We start from the raw sequence: 13,280 nt of genomic DNA, 5'->3' as shown, positions 1-13,280 counted from the left end.
GTCATTTATATCGACGATAGAGGACGATCGAGTTCGTTATGTATTTACAAGGCGATATATCGACAAGGCAAGTTGGAAGCGAATATCCGGAGAGATGGGAAGCAGTGATGAAAGCTATGCTCGTAAAATACACGACCGCTATGCGAAGAGCTATTTTTAAATTTGTCCGATTTGTCCGATTTTTGTCCGTTTTGTCCGATTTGTCCGTATAGCATGGATAGTGAGGAAAGCTAATGCTTTTCTTTTGCACGACGTAGGAAAGGTGAATTTAGATGATTAATGATTTTCTGTTAGACAATGTTTTTAAAAATTCTGAAAACCCAAAGGAGTGGTGTATATCGTTTAAAGGAATGGATTATGAAGAATGGCAACCTCTACCGGTAAATGAGTTTATACAGGAAGTAGAAAAGAAAGATTCTTGGAACGATATTGAACCGGAGATTTACGAAAAGGCACTAGGGACTGTTGGTTTAGACTTTGCCTCATATGACAATCCGGAAGAAATGTGGAAAGAATTTTTATCCGCAGTAGAGGAAAGCAAAAGAAAACTAGCAGCGAAAGAAGCGAACGTTAACTTGTAGGTAGGTGATCTTACTCATGGGAATGGGCATCCAAGAAGGCATAGCTGATAGTGTACACGATAGAAGAAAAGTAATGTTTTTCCTTGATTTATCAAAAAAACTATTTACAAATATCGATTCATCGCTAGTACAGAAAGCCTCGTATGATGACATGAAGCTTTGGGAGGAACGACAGCAAATGAATGGTCAACTTGATCAAGAGCAGGTTATTTCAACTGATTTGCAAGAAGAATTAGTAAAAGCCTGTGATAAAGAAGGTATTCAATTTGCCGTTGCACCTATCGATGATGAAAAATTTCGACTGTACTTTCACGCCAAAGACACTAAACAAGTTGATCAGGTTCTTAAAAGAACGTATCAGGGTTTAGAAGCAAAACGAGAGCGTGAAGGGGACAGGAAACCTTATGAAGAACGCTATAATGCTGCAAAAGAAATTCGTGATAATTTACGAGAAAAGGCAGTAAACAAAGAAGATAAGTTAAAACAAAAAGACCGAGGAATGGATCGAAACTAATATTCAGGCGTAAGCCTTTTAATATAAATATTTAGTTACTATCCAAGGAGGAAATAATGAAAAAAATCACACGAAAGAAAGCCCTTAGTCTAGCACTGGCAGGATTAATGCTTGCACCGAGTATGCCGATTCAAAGTTTTGCAGAAGCAGCTAATCTTGGTACAAATGTTGAAAATAGTGCAGGAATCAGACAAACTCAACCGAAACAGTTTATATGGGGCAAGTATCAATTAACAAAATCTACTTCTGAAGAAGTTGAATTGTCAGGAAAAACAAATGGTATTCCCATCACATCGGGATTCTATAACTTTACAAATGACTATGGTTTTTATCGCGGACTTAGTGGTCAAGGTGAAGGTCGCCCAGGCATTAAAGTGGAAGGATATCAAAATGCGACCGCATTACCTGGAGGCTTGGTAAAATTAAGTGGAGCATATCAAAATTATGTTGAAAATAACAGCTCTACTAATATTGCAGGTCCCCTATATTCGGTAGCAAGTCGTTCAGAATACACGCTAAACATGGACAAGACTTGGTTTGAACCTACGGTTAGTATGAAAGGCACTTTGATTGTAGATGCTAGCCAAGTTAAAGCTGTGAAGAATGTAAATCTAGAAGTTTATGGTCCTTATGAGGATAATCCTCACTTTAGAATCACCGGTGAAGCTTACAACACAATTAAAGCTGCTTCAAAGACAGAAAAAGGTAGTTATATCGAAGATGTAACTGCCCCCCAAGGTACCTATCCTAACGATGGTGAAAAAGACGGATATTGGTATGTGTACAAGGGAGTAAAAGAGGAATATAATCCTGAAGTCTCCACATCTCCCTCTAATAAGGACGACGATATTAAGGGTGCCATCGAAAATCTACCTGAAGGTGCTACAGTTGATGTTATGTCGAAGCCTGAGCGCACTGCCTACACTCCTGAAATTAAGGAATTAACAGTAAAACCTGGTGAAAAGGCTGACTTAACTCAAGCGGTTACTAATCCTAAAGAAGGCGTCAAAATCGTCGAAAAGACTAGCGTCGATACCAGTAAAGTTGGAAAACAAACGGGAGCTATTACTGTAACCTTACCGGCAGAAACAAAAAATGCGAAAGCAAAAATCACATTTAAAGATCAAACGACTAAAGAGGTAGATGTTCCTGTCGAATTTAAAGAATTAAGCAAAGACTATGGCGTAACGGTTAACGTAAAAGAAAATGTCGTGAAAGTTGTCTTGAACTACGTTGACGAGTCCGGCAAGACGGTTGCGACGAAAGAAATGACTGCCGAATCCGGAAGCACGATCAAATTAACTGAAATTCCTGAATTATTCGGCTATGAACTTGTCTCTACCGAAGACATTGCAGTTAGTGAAGATGGTCAAGCTGTTACTGTAAAAGTTAAGGATTTAAACGCTGAAATTAAGAGTCTTGAAGATCAATTAAAAGCTAAAAAAGGTGAGCTTGATAATCTAGAAGAACAACTTGCTGCCGAAAAAGCCAAAGCCGAACAAGATGCCAATAAGATTGCCGAACTTGAAAAAGCAATTGCGGATAAGAAAGACGAAATCGACAAGCTCAATAAGCAAATTGGAGATCTCGATGAAGTCATTAAGCAACTTCAAGATAAACTCAATGAGTTAAAAGGCAACTTAGAAGATGCAAATAAGGAACTTGCTAAATCTAAAGCAGATTTAGAAAATCTAAAGAAAGAATTAGAAGCTAAGATCTCTGACCTGAATGATCAAATTGCTGACAAAGATGCTAAGGGCAAAGACCTAGAAAAACAACTTGCCGATGAAAAAGCGAAAGGCGATCAAGACGCAACGAAGATTGCTGAACTTGAAAAAGCGATCAAAGATAACAACGATGCAAAAGACGCTTTAAATAAAGAAAAAGATGCTTTAGCAAAAGAACTCGCCGACAAAGAAGCTAAGATTGCAGAACTTGAAGCGAATGCTGAAAAACTAGAAGGCGATGTAAAAGATCTTGAACAAAAAGTAAAAGATTTAGTAGATGGGAAAGCTATTGATGCAGAAACCATGAAAGATCTACAAGAGCAATTAGATAAGGCGAAAGCGGAAAATAAAAAGCTTGCCGATGATCTGAAGGCACTGCAAGATGAATTAAATGCCAAGATTAAAGAGCTAGAAGAACAAGTTAAAACTAAAGATCAAGAACTTGCTGATCTAAAAGATCAACTTGCAGCTGAAAAAGCAAAGGCTGAGCAAGATGCCAATAAGATCGCTGAACTTGAAAAAGCAATTGCCGATAAGGAAGCTGAAATTGGAAAACTCAACGATAAAGTTGGTAGCCAGTCCGAGCTTATTAAAGAACTGCAAGCCAAGCTTGATGAAATGAAGAAGGATTTAGCAGATGCTAATAAAAATCTATTAGACTCTAAGTCTGAACTGGATAATCTCAAGAAAGAACTTGCTAATAAGATCGCAGAACTGAATGATCAAATTGTCGACAAGGATGCTAAAGGCAAAGATCTTGAAAAACAACTTGCTGAAGAAAAAGCCAAGGGCGATCGAGATACCGGTAAGATCGCAGAATTAGAAAAAGCGATCAAAGATAATAACGATGCAAAGGACGCTCTGAACAAAGAAAAAGATGCTTTAGCAAAAGAACTCGCCGACAAAGAAGCCAAGATTGAAGAACTCGAAGGCAATGCTAAAAAGTTGGAAGACAATGTAAGAGACCTTGAAGCAAAGATTAAGGACTTAATCGACGGAAAAGCCGGCGACACAGATGCTTTAAAGAAAGCTGAAGACGCATTAGCACAAGCCAAAGCTGATAATGCGAAACTAGCTGATGAAGTTAAGAAACTTCAAGAAAGCTTGAAAGCTGAAAAAGAAGCAAATGCTGAAAAAGATAAAGAGCTATCCAAACTTCGAGAAGAGGCAAAAGCAGATCCCGATTCAAAACTATCTGAACTCAAAAAAGAACTGAAAAAAGAACTCGAAAGAGCGGATAAGGTTGATCGCAAACGTCTGAGTGAAAAAGAAAATAAAGAGCTCGATGAAGCAATTAAGAAGGCTAAAGATATTTTCGCTAAAAAAGATGCTAAGGACGATGAAGTAAAACAAGCTATCAAGGACTTGAAAGAAGCCTTGAAACCTTATGAAAACTTTATCTTCGATGACAAGCATATTAACGGCTTACTCGGAAAAAATGTCAAATCTTTGAAAGACTTTATTGACAAGGTAGAAAAAGCCATTGGTGGAACTCTCCTCGAAGAGGAAACCATTAGCAACGATAAAGAATACACTGCATTAAAATATGTCTTCATGATTGACTCGAACAAGTATGCACAAGCAACGAACAAAGATACTAAAATCTACAAAATGGATGTTAGTCCCTTTATTCGCAATAGCAGAACCATGTTACCTCTACGTTATGTAGCAAATGTGCTAGGAGCAGACGTCGATTGGAATCATGGAACAAGAACAGCTACCTTCACCAAGGATGGTATTGAAGCGAAAATTAATATCGACGAAGGTAAGACGATTAAAGTCGGTGGAAAGTCTGTAGATCTCTCTGCAAAACCTGAAATTGTACAAGATAGAATCTTTGTACCACTAACGGATATTTCGAGAGTCTTTGATGTAACTAACGGCAACACAGAAGACGGAATCAATCAAGATATTGAGTGGAACAAAGATAATAGAACGGTTACCGTTCACATTGCAAGATAGTACTTGATGGGAAGGGGGATACTCCCTCTTCCTATTCTTTTACTCAAAAAGGGCTATTATGGATATTATCAATCAAATTTTAAAGGACATTCAGGACTACATTGATTCAAAGATACAGGATCTGAAAGAAGTTAATAAAAAAACGCTTATAGCGTTAACTTTCCCCTATATATTATTTTTTATTTTCTTTAATCGATTCTTCTATTTAGTAGAGGTTGTTTCTTTTGGGTTTGCGTTTAAAAATCTGTCAATGTGCTTTAAAACGGAAATACCAATTATACCCTTAGGTAAATTTACACTTTATGCCTTGGCAGCAAGTGCGCTCATTCGAGTGATTGCATGGCAGAAAGCTCAAAATGCCAAAAAGTTTAGAAAAGGGGAAGAATATGGCTCTGCAAAATGGGCAGATCATAAAGATATTAAGCCTTATATTAACAGTAAAGAGCCGGATGATAATATTATCTTGACTAAAACAGAGTCGCTTACGATGGAAGAAAGAATGCCGTCTAATAAAAAGAAATACGAGAGAAATAAAAACGTGCTCGTAATTGGTGGCTCCGGTTCAGGTAAGACACGATTTTATGTAAAGCCTAATATTATGCAGCAGCATAGTTCTTACGTTATAACAGACCCGAAAGGAAGTCTTTTAACCGAAACTGGAAAAATGCTTGAGCATGGCAAAAAAGTGAAAAAGAAAGATAAAAATGGCAAAGAAAAATTAGTGCGTGAGGCTTATCAAATAAAAGTGTTTAATACGATCAACTTTAAAAAGTCGATGCACTATAATCCCTTTGCTTATGTGAAAACAGAAAAAGATATTTTAAAGCTTGTTAACACATTAATGGTCAATACAAAAGGTGAAGGCAATCACTCAGGAGATGACTTTTGGGTGAAAGCGGAGCGTCTACTCTACTGTGCGTTAATCGCCTACATCGTTTTTGAACTTGAAGAAAAAGATCGACACTTTGGAACATTGGTAGATATGATCGATAATTCCCATGTTAGTGAAGAAGACGAGAGTTATAAAAATATCGTCGACGTTATGTTCGAAGAACTTGAGAGTCGGAAAAAAGACTGTTTTGCGGTACGTCAATATAAAAAATACAAATTAGCAGCCGGGAAAACGGCTAAATCTATATTAATTTCTTGCGGTGCACGACTAGCTCCATTTGATATGGATGAACTGAAAGAAATTATGTCTTACGACGACCTTGAACTAGATAGAATTGGTGACCGTAAAACTGCTCTTTTTATTATAGTTTCCGACACAGACACGACGTTTAATTTTGTTGTGGCAATGCTTTATTCTCAACTCTTCAATTTATTGTGTGAACGTGCAGATGATGAGTTTGGTGGGAAACTTCCTGTACACGTTAGATGCTTATTGGATGAGTTTGCGAATATTGGACAAATACCTAATTTCGAAAAATTAATTGCTACGATACGCTCAAGGAGAATTTCAGCAAGTGTTATTCTTCAGACTCAATCACAACTAAAAGACCTCTATAAAGAGAAAGCAGATACCATTATAGGGAACTGTGATACTACTCTATTTCTCGGTGGGAAGGAAAAAACAACCTCTAAAGAGATGGAAGAGTTACTAGGTAAGGAAACAATAGACTTATTTAATGACTCTGAAAATAGAGGTAGGGAAAAAACTTATGGTATGTCTTATCAAAAGACCGGTCGTTCTTTAATGACTCAGGACGAGGTAGCTGTAATGGACGGTGGAAAGTGCATACTTCAGATTCGAGGTGCTAGACCGTTTTTAAGTGAAAAGTACGATCTTTTAAGCCATAAACGTTACAAGCAAATATCTGATTATAACGATAAATATGCTTTCGATATTGAAAAATATCTGTTCCGAAGAAGTATGGACTATTTAAAGCTAAAAACGACGATTCCGGAACAGGTCATGAGTAAATATACAGAAAAATTAAAAATAGAAGAAGGTAATAATGAAAAAGAAACGGCGTGAAAAATTTTCATTTGGTGTTGCGGTAGGTGTAGTAGCATTCTCTACTATTGCAACGACAGGTGCTATCGGTTTTTTAGCTCTGAATAAATTACAGAGATTTATTCAACGCTCGGCAGATACTTCAGTAGAGGTAAAACTCTATGAAAGGGACTGGGAGCGATTAATGGATGAATTAGAAGATGAAGAATGTGAAGAGTGCGATATTTATTTCGAATGTGAAAACTAAAGGAGGATATTATGGGATTTTTTAGTAGTGCAGTATCCACATTACAAACACTTGTAACAGCCTTAGGTGCAGGTCTTGGTGCGTGGGGAATCATTAACCTTATGGAAGGTTATGGTAATGATAACCCTGGTGCAAAATCTCAAGGTATTAAGCAATTTATGGCAAAATAAGGACGGAATAACACAACAAATTCTCTAAAATAAATCACTAAATCAATGTAAGATTGAATGAAATCAATATTTATGCTATAATTAAATAAATCTAATGAACATAAAAAGAGGGATATTATGGCACTTAACTATAAACCATTATGGATACAGTTAGCAAAAAAAGGTTTAAAGAAAACTGATGTAATAGCTATGGCAGGGCTTACAACAAATGTTATGGCACAAATGGGCAAGGATAAACCAATTACATTTAAGAATTTAGAAAGAATATGTAAGGCTCTATCTTGCACTCCTAATGATATTATTAGTTTTGAAGATGAATTTGAACAAGAGATTTAAATTCTTATAGTTCTTTAAACTTGATTTATAAGGAATCAAAGAAAATCTTAATAAAGTTATCTAAAATTTTATTGAAATAACAGTAATGGATGGAGGCACGTGTATATACCAGATAAGAGTAGTAAGACTTTTACTATCTGATAAATTTGATATCACAAAACATAAGAATTACAAGTTACTGGAAGATTATGATTAAATATTAAGATATAATTATTTTTGGCAAAATATCTATATACAAACCATGGAGGTAGGCATATGAGGTCTTATGAAAGTAAGGAAGAATTAAAAAATGAGATTAAAAAAACTTTTGCAAAATATATTTCAGAGTTTGATAATATCCCAGAAGAATTAAAAGATAAAAGAGTAGACGAAGTTGATAGGACACCAGCAGAAAATCTTGCCTATCAAGTAGGTTGGACAGCTTTAGTATTGAAATGGGAAGAAGATGAGAAAAAAGGACTTGAAGTAAAAACACCATCAGATAAATTCAAGTGGAATCAACTTGGAGAATTATATCAATGGTTTACAGAGAACTATGCCCATAAATCTCTATATGAACTAAAAGAACAACTAACAGAAAATGTAAAAAAAATTTATCTTATGATAGATGAATTAACAGATGAAGAATTATTTAAACCACATATGAGAAAATGGGCAGATGAAGCAACCAAAACTGCTACTTGGGAAGTATATAAATTTATTCATGTAAATACAGTAGCGCCATTTGGAACATTTAGGACTAAGATTAGGAAATGGAAGAAATTAGTTCTATAGATAGAAAAGTATAAATAAGTTTACTTAGGAGGATTTTATGGCAGTTGCAAATATCAAAGTTACATTAAATTGCCCAATAGAAAAAGTATGGGATAAAGTTACTGACCTTCGTGATTTTGGTTGGAGAAGTGATATCAAAGATATCAAAATTATTGATGATAAGAATTTTGTAGAGATTACAAAAGATGGGATAGAAACAAATTTTAAAGTTATAGAATGTATGAAACATCAATGCTGGTCTTTTGAAATTGAAAACGCAAATATAAAAGGAACTTGGATAGGAAAATTTTATTCGAATTGAGATAAAACAACATTAGATTTTACAGAAAATATTATTTCTAAAAAATTTACATTTAAACCTTTTGTAGGACTATATTTAAGAAACCAACAAAAACTGTATTTTAAAGATTTGAAGGAATCACTTAATTGTGAAGAAGCAAGTCATGTTCAAGTGTTATGAAAATAATGAAATAGATAAATTGGAGATTCCTTTACAAATATGCTCTTACGTGCTATTATTTAAGTGACTATTTAAAAGGAGTTAATAAATATGCGGCAAGGTATTCTTAAATAAACTGTCAATTTGATAGCGGGAACAAATAATTAGATGTCCTTTTTTAGGAGGGCTTAGTTTTTTGTACCCAGTTTAAGAATACCTTTATCATGTGATTCTAAAGTATCCAGAGAATATCTGTATGCTTTGTATACCTATGGTTATGCATAAAAATCCCAGTGATAAAAGTATTTATCACTGGGATTTTTATGCCCTTTTGGGTTTTTGAATGGAGGAAAATCACATGAAAATTATTAATATTGGAGTTTTAGCTCATGTTGATGCAGGAAAAACTACCTTAACAGAAAGCTTATTATATAACAGTGGAGCGATTACAGAATTAGGAAGCGTGGACAAAGGTACAACGAGGACGGATAATACGCTTTTAGAACGTCAGAGAGGAATTACAATTCAGACAGGAATAACCTCTTTTCAGTGGGAAAATACGAAGGTGAACATCATAGACACGCCAGGACATATGGATTTCTTAGCAGAAGTATATCGTTCATTATCAGTTTTAGATGGGGCAATTCTACTGATTTCTGCAAAAGATGGCGTACAAGCACAAACTCGTATATTATTTCATGCACTTAGGAAAATGGGGATTCCCACAATCTTTTTTATCAATAAGATTGACCAAAATGGAATTGATTTATCAACGGTTTATCAGGATATTAAAGAGAAACTTTCTGCCGAAATTGTAATCAAACAGAAGGTAGAACTGTATCCTAATATGTGTGTGACGAACTTTACCGAATCTGAACAATGGGATACGGTAATAGAGGGAAACGATGACCTTTTAGAGAAATATATGTCCGGTAAATCATTAGAAGCATTGGAACTCGAACAAGAGGAAAGCATAAGATTTCAGAATTGTTCTCTGTTCCCTCTTTATCATGGAAGTGCAAAAAGTAATATAGGGATTGATAACCTTATAGAAGTTATTACTAATAAATTTTATTCATCAACACATCGAGGTCCGTCTGAACTTTGCGGAAATGTTTTCAAAATTGAATATACAAAAAAAAGACAACGTCTTGCATATATACGCCTTTATAGTGGAGTACTACATTTACGAGATTCGGTTAGAGTATCAGAAAAAGAAAAAATAAAAGTTACAGAAATGTATACTTCAATAAATGGTGAATTATGTAAGATTGATAGAGCTTATTCTGGAGAAATTGTTATTTTGCAAAATGAGTTTTTGAAGTTAAATAGTGTTCTTGGAGATACAAAACTATTGCCACAGAGAAAAAAGATTGAAAATCCGCACCCTCTACTACAAACAACTGTTGAACCGAGTAAACCTGAACAGAGAGAAATGTTGCTTGATGCCCTTTTGGAAATCTCAGATAGTGATCCGCTTCTACGATATTACGTGGATTCTACGACACATGAAATTATACTTTCTTTCTTAGGGAAAGTACAAATGGAAGTGATTAGTGCACTGTTGCAAGAAAAGTATCATGTGGAGATAGAACTAAAAGAGCCTACAGTCATTTATATGGAGAGACCGTTAAAAAATGCAGAATATACCATTCACATCGAAGTGCCGCCAAATCCTTTCTGGGCTTCCATTGGTTTATCTGTATCACCGCTTCCGTTGGGAAGTGGAATGCAGTATGAGAGCTCGGTTTCTCTTGGATACTTAAATCAATCATTTCAAAATGCAGTTATGGAAGGGATACGCTATGGTTGCGAACAAGGATTATATGGTTGGAATGTGACGGATTGTAAAATCTGTTTTAAGTACGGTTTATACTATAGCCCTGTTAGTACTCCAGCAGATTTTCGGATGCTTGCTCCTATTGTATTGGAACAAGTCTTAAAAAAAGCTGGAACAGAATTGTTAGAGCCATATCTTAGTTTTAAAATTTATGCGCCACAGGAATATCTTTCACGAGCATACAACGATGCTCCTAAATATTGTGCGAACATCGTAGACACTCAATTGAAAAATAATGAGGTCATTCTTAGTGGAGAAATCCCTGCTCGGTGTATTCAAGAATATCGTAGTGATTTAACTTTCTTTACAAATGGACGTAGTGTTTGTTTAACAGAGTTAAAAGGGTACCATGTTACTACCGGTGAACCTGTTTGCCAGCCCCGTCGTCCAAATAGTCGGATAGATAAAGTACGATATATGTTCAATAAAATAACTTAGTGTATTTTATGTTGTTATATAAATATGGTTTCTTGTTAAATAAGATGAAATATTTTTTAATAAAGATTTGAATTAAAGTGTAAAGGAGGAGATAGTTATTATAAACTACAAGTGGATATTGTGTCCTGTATGTGGAAATAAAACACGATTAAAGATAAGGGAAGATACTGAATTAAAAAAATTCCTCCTCTATTGTCCGAAATGCAGACAAGAAAATTTAATTGAAATAAAGCAGTTCAAAGTAACTGTGATTACAGAGCCAGACGCAAAGACGCAGAGCCGATAAAATGAGATTAATACAATCTCATTTTATCGGCTCTTTCCGTTATGTATGGATTCTTTTAATTAGTCTTCGATGTTTCTTGCTTCGTTGATACCGCTGGCTAAAGATTCCATTAAGGATAGTTCTTTGTCTGTAAAGCTATCCATGTATTTCTCTATCTGTAATCGTCGGGTGCTTTTTACCAAGTTATTAGCAGGTAAGAAAAATTCATCAACGGAAACATGAAGTAACGATACAAGGTCATAAAGAACTTGTATGCTGGGGTGTTGCCCTTTATTTTCAATATTAGTTAAGTACCGTGGGTCAATTTCAATCAATGCTCCCACTTGTTCACGAGTTAAACCTCGTTTCAATCGAGCTTCTTTAATGGCTAAACCAAAGGCTCTAAAATCATATTTATCTTCTTTTTTACGCATAGTAGACCACCTCTATACATTTTATTGTTCCTACTGAATTAAAAACAGGTATAGAAAAACGTGTTATATGGTTTATAGGTTTATATTTAATAAAAAGCACTACTAAACGCCAATAAAAAAAACCGTTATATGGTAGTGCTATTTACGCTGTTAAAATATTGTATATTACTTCCAAATGGCGGTTTGTTGGAGGTCAACGTCGCCATGAAGTACATCATATACAATAAATTTCCTTACATTGGGTTCTTGTCAAAAAAAGTCGTCTATCTGCAATAGATAAGTACGTCCACCAATGTGGTTTTATAAATCATATAGATAGAATAACAGAAGCATGTAAACAGAGAAATAAATCTGTTTATATGCTTTTTTGGCTATTCAGAACTTTTTTACAAAGTTTATTTATCAGTAATGCAACAAATCCCCCTTTCACATTGGGACTAAGAGTGAAAGGAGATAAACGAGCAAGGCTCACTTCCTTTCCTAGACAGAAAGGGGGTGAGAAACATGAAACCATCTTCTTTTCAGACCACAATAGAAAATCAGTTTGACTATATCTGTAAACGTGCTATGGAAGACGAGCGAAAGAATTATATGCTTTATCTTTCAAGGATTGCAAAGCGTGAGGTGTCCTTTTCGGATGTTGGCGATTATCTTGTTAGCCAGTTTGCGACAACAGATAACTATTCAACTGACTTTCAGATTTTTACACTCAATGGGTTATCAGTAGGCGTTGAAAATGATTTGTTGAGTGAAGCATTACGTGAGTTGCCAGACAAGAAACGTGAAATTCTACTGCTGTTTTACTTTATGGACATGAGCGATTCAGAAATTGCAGACCTGTTGAAATTGAACCGTTCTACTGTCTATCGGCATAGAACCAGTGGACTAGCCTTAATTAAAAAGTTTATGGAGGAATTTGAAGAATGAAAACACAATATCCTATGATTCCCTTTCCTCTCATTGTAAAGGCAACAGATGGCGATACCGAAGCGATTAACCAGATTCTACATCATTACAGAGGGTACATAACGAAGCGTTCCCTACGACTTATGAAAGATGAATATGGCAATCAAAGTATGGTCGTTGATGAAGTCTTACGTGGAAGAATGGAAACCAGACTGATTACAAAGATTTTGTCATTTGAAATTAAGTAATATCCTCTCTCCTTTCGTGGAAGCGTGCTAAACCATTCCACGCTTCCCGAACAGGGAGGTTTGTTATTCCACCAAAGCATATTGAGCTTTCAATGTGTTTTGATAGGCTAACGAGCCATTGTTCTTTGAAAACTGAATAAAAGTAATCGAATACGTTTCGATAAGAAAAGAGCCAACGGAACTAACCGCCATGACCTATCTTATAAAGATAGCGAGCGATTCATGTTAGTGATCCGAGAAGCAATCTTTAGCAGGATTGCCTGCAACGACATTCTTATCGTGATAATGATACTCCCATACAGTCAATAGTCCGAGCGTGATAAAACCGTCGCAGGCAATGAGTATGGCTACATGAGAACCATGCAGGGGTGGAACTCCCGTGAGCTTTGCTAAAGCTGTTCGATTGCTGGTAAAACAACTTTTATGAAATCCAAATAAGTGA

The 13,280-nt window shown here is 35.5% G+C and carries 15 protein-coding genes and 1 pseudogene; 15 read left to right on the top strand and 1 reads right to left on the bottom strand.

The window, feature by feature from the left end; translation table 11 throughout:
* Window positions 1-272: 272 nt before the first annotated feature.
* The 13 genes and pseudogenes from HMPREF1863_RS03015 to HMPREF1863_RS08840 all read left to right on the top strand — a co-directional run bounded on the left by HMPREF1863_RS03015 (window position 273) and on the right by HMPREF1863_RS08840 (window position 11,271).
* Window positions 273-581, top strand: a complete 309-nt coding sequence (locus HMPREF1863_RS03015; RefSeq protein ID WP_068367246.1) for a hypothetical protein — start codon at window positions 273-275, stop codon at window positions 579-581.
* 16 nt (window positions 582-597) lie between these two features.
* Entirely contained in the window at window positions 598-1,095 is a 498-nt protein-coding gene (locus tag HMPREF1863_RS03010) for a hypothetical protein (protein ID WP_068367244.1), read from the top strand.
* Window positions 1,096-1,151: 56 nt separating this feature from the next.
* The gene (locus HMPREF1863_RS03005) at window positions 1,152-4,784 is read left to right on the top strand and encodes a stalk domain-containing protein (protein ID WP_068367242.1); all 3,633 of its coding nucleotides are present in this window, start codon (window positions 1,152-1,154) and stop codon (window positions 4,782-4,784) included.
* A 58-nt stretch (window positions 4,785-4,842) separates the two neighbouring features.
* Window positions 4,843-6,762, top strand: coding sequence for a VirD4-like conjugal transfer protein, CD1115 family (locus HMPREF1863_RS03000; RefSeq protein ID WP_068367240.1), 1,920 nt, complete (start codon window positions 4,843-4,845; stop codon window positions 6,760-6,762).
* On the top strand, window positions 6,743-6,988 hold the full coding sequence (locus tag HMPREF1863_RS02995; protein WP_068367236.1) for a hypothetical protein: 246 nt from the start codon (window positions 6,743-6,745) through the stop codon (window positions 6,986-6,988). The genes HMPREF1863_RS03000 and HMPREF1863_RS02995 overlap by 20 nt, the downstream gene beginning before the upstream one ends.
* An 11-nt stretch (window positions 6,989-6,999) precedes the next feature.
* Entirely contained in the window at window positions 7,000-7,158 is a 159-nt protein-coding gene (locus HMPREF1863_RS08860; protein ID WP_083508490.1) for a Maff2 family mobile element protein, read from the top strand.
* Between the two features lie 117 nt (window positions 7,159-7,275).
* On the top strand, window positions 7,276-7,494 hold the full coding sequence (locus tag HMPREF1863_RS02990) for a helix-turn-helix domain-containing protein (RefSeq protein WP_004830100.1): 219 nt from the start codon (window positions 7,276-7,278) through the stop codon (window positions 7,492-7,494).
* 73 nt (window positions 7,495-7,567) lie between these two features.
* Window positions 7,568-7,687 (top strand): annotated as a pseudogene (locus tag HMPREF1863_RS09430) (conjugal transfer protein); the annotation flags it as partial.
* A 62-nt stretch (window positions 7,688-7,749) separates the two neighbouring features.
* Window positions 7,750-8,268 (top strand): ClbS/DfsB family four-helix bundle protein, encoded by a 519-nt coding sequence (locus tag HMPREF1863_RS02985; protein ID WP_019117173.1) that lies wholly within the window; start codon window positions 7,750-7,752, stop codon window positions 8,266-8,268.
* A 37-nt stretch (window positions 8,269-8,305) separates the two neighbouring features.
* The gene (locus HMPREF1863_RS09305; RefSeq protein WP_007894970.1) at window positions 8,306-8,569 is read left to right on the top strand and encodes a hypothetical protein; all 264 of its coding nucleotides are present in this window, start codon (window positions 8,306-8,308) and stop codon (window positions 8,567-8,569) included.
* Between the two features lie 394 nt (window positions 8,570-8,963).
* Window positions 8,964-9,050, top strand: coding sequence for a tetracycline resistance determinant leader peptide (locus HMPREF1863_RS08845; RefSeq protein WP_011058339.1), 87 nt, complete (start codon window positions 8,964-8,966; stop codon window positions 9,048-9,050).
* A gap of 15 nt (window positions 9,051-9,065) precedes the next feature.
* Window positions 9,066-10,985, top strand: coding sequence for a tetracycline resistance ribosomal protection protein Tet(M) (gene tet(M), locus HMPREF1863_RS02975; RefSeq protein WP_000691736.1), 1,920 nt, complete (start codon window positions 9,066-9,068; stop codon window positions 10,983-10,985).
* Between the two features lie 118 nt (window positions 10,986-11,103).
* Window positions 11,104-11,271, top strand: a complete 168-nt coding sequence (locus HMPREF1863_RS08840) for a cysteine-rich KTR domain-containing protein (RefSeq protein WP_032459511.1) — start codon at window positions 11,104-11,106, stop codon at window positions 11,269-11,271.
* A 59-nt stretch (window positions 11,272-11,330) separates the two neighbouring features.
* Here HMPREF1863_RS08840 and HMPREF1863_RS02970 read toward each other — a convergent pair whose 3' ends face one another.
* Window positions 11,331-11,684, bottom strand: a complete 354-nt coding sequence (locus tag HMPREF1863_RS02970) for a helix-turn-helix transcriptional regulator (RefSeq protein WP_001227347.1) — start codon at window positions 11,682-11,684, stop codon at window positions 11,331-11,333.
* A 504-nt stretch (window positions 11,685-12,188) separates the two neighbouring features.
* On the opposite strand from HMPREF1863_RS02970, the gene HMPREF1863_RS02965 reads away from it, so the two are divergent.
* On the top strand, window positions 12,189-12,611 hold the full coding sequence (locus tag HMPREF1863_RS02965; protein ID WP_000804885.1) for a sigma-70 family RNA polymerase sigma factor: 423 nt from the start codon (window positions 12,189-12,191) through the stop codon (window positions 12,609-12,611).
* Window positions 12,608-12,838: a helix-turn-helix domain-containing protein gene (locus tag HMPREF1863_RS02960; RefSeq protein WP_000857133.1), complete on the top strand. Its 231-nt coding sequence runs from the start codon at window positions 12,608-12,610 to the stop codon at window positions 12,836-12,838. The genes HMPREF1863_RS02965 and HMPREF1863_RS02960 overlap by 4 nt, the downstream gene beginning before the upstream one ends.
* Window positions 12,839-13,280: the final 442 nt, after the last annotated feature.

This window comes from Aedoeadaptatus coxii, from assembly GCF_001553115.1.
Lineage (GTDB): Bacteria > Bacillota > Clostridia > Tissierellales > Peptoniphilaceae > Aedoeadaptatus > Aedoeadaptatus coxii.
The sequence above is the reverse complement of the archived record's forward strand: the minus strand, read 5'-3'. Positions and strand labels throughout refer to the sequence as shown.

Coding starts and splice junctions, on each gene's coding strand:
- HMPREF1863_RS03015 (WP_068367246.1), top strand. CDS start 273: ATGATTAATGATTTTCTGTTAGACAATGTTTTTAAAAATTCTGAAAAC.
- HMPREF1863_RS03010 (WP_068367244.1), top strand. CDS start 598: ATGGGAATGGGCATCCAAGAAGGCATAGCTGATAGTGTACACGATAGA.
- HMPREF1863_RS03005 (WP_068367242.1), top strand. CDS start 1,152: ATGAAAAAAATCACACGAAAGAAAGCCCTTAGTCTAGCACTGGCAGGA.
- HMPREF1863_RS03000 (WP_068367240.1), top strand. CDS start 4,843: ATGGATATTATCAATCAAATTTTAAAGGACATTCAGGACTACATTGAT.
- HMPREF1863_RS02995 (WP_068367236.1), top strand. CDS start 6,743: ATGAAAAAGAAACGGCGTGAAAAATTTTCATTTGGTGTTGCGGTAGGT.
- HMPREF1863_RS08860 (WP_083508490.1), top strand. CDS start 7,000: ATGGGATTTTTTAGTAGTGCAGTATCCACATTACAAACACTTGTAACA.
- HMPREF1863_RS02990 (WP_004830100.1), top strand. CDS start 7,276: ATGGCACTTAACTATAAACCATTATGGATACAGTTAGCAAAAAAAGGT.
- HMPREF1863_RS02985 (WP_019117173.1), top strand. CDS start 7,750: ATGAGGTCTTATGAAAGTAAGGAAGAATTAAAAAATGAGATTAAAAAA.
- HMPREF1863_RS09305 (WP_007894970.1), top strand. CDS start 8,306: ATGGCAGTTGCAAATATCAAAGTTACATTAAATTGCCCAATAGAAAAA.
- HMPREF1863_RS08845 (WP_011058339.1), top strand. CDS start 8,964: ATGCTTTGTATACCTATGGTTATGCATAAAAATCCCAGTGATAAAAGT.
- HMPREF1863_RS02970 (WP_001227347.1), bottom strand. CDS start 11,684: ATGCGTAAAAAAGAAGATAAATATGATTTTAGAGCCTTTGGTTTAGCC.
- HMPREF1863_RS02965 (WP_000804885.1), top strand. CDS start 12,189: ATGAAACCATCTTCTTTTCAGACCACAATAGAAAATCAGTTTGACTAT.
- HMPREF1863_RS02960 (WP_000857133.1), top strand. CDS start 12,608: ATGAAAACACAATATCCTATGATTCCCTTTCCTCTCATTGTAAAGGCA.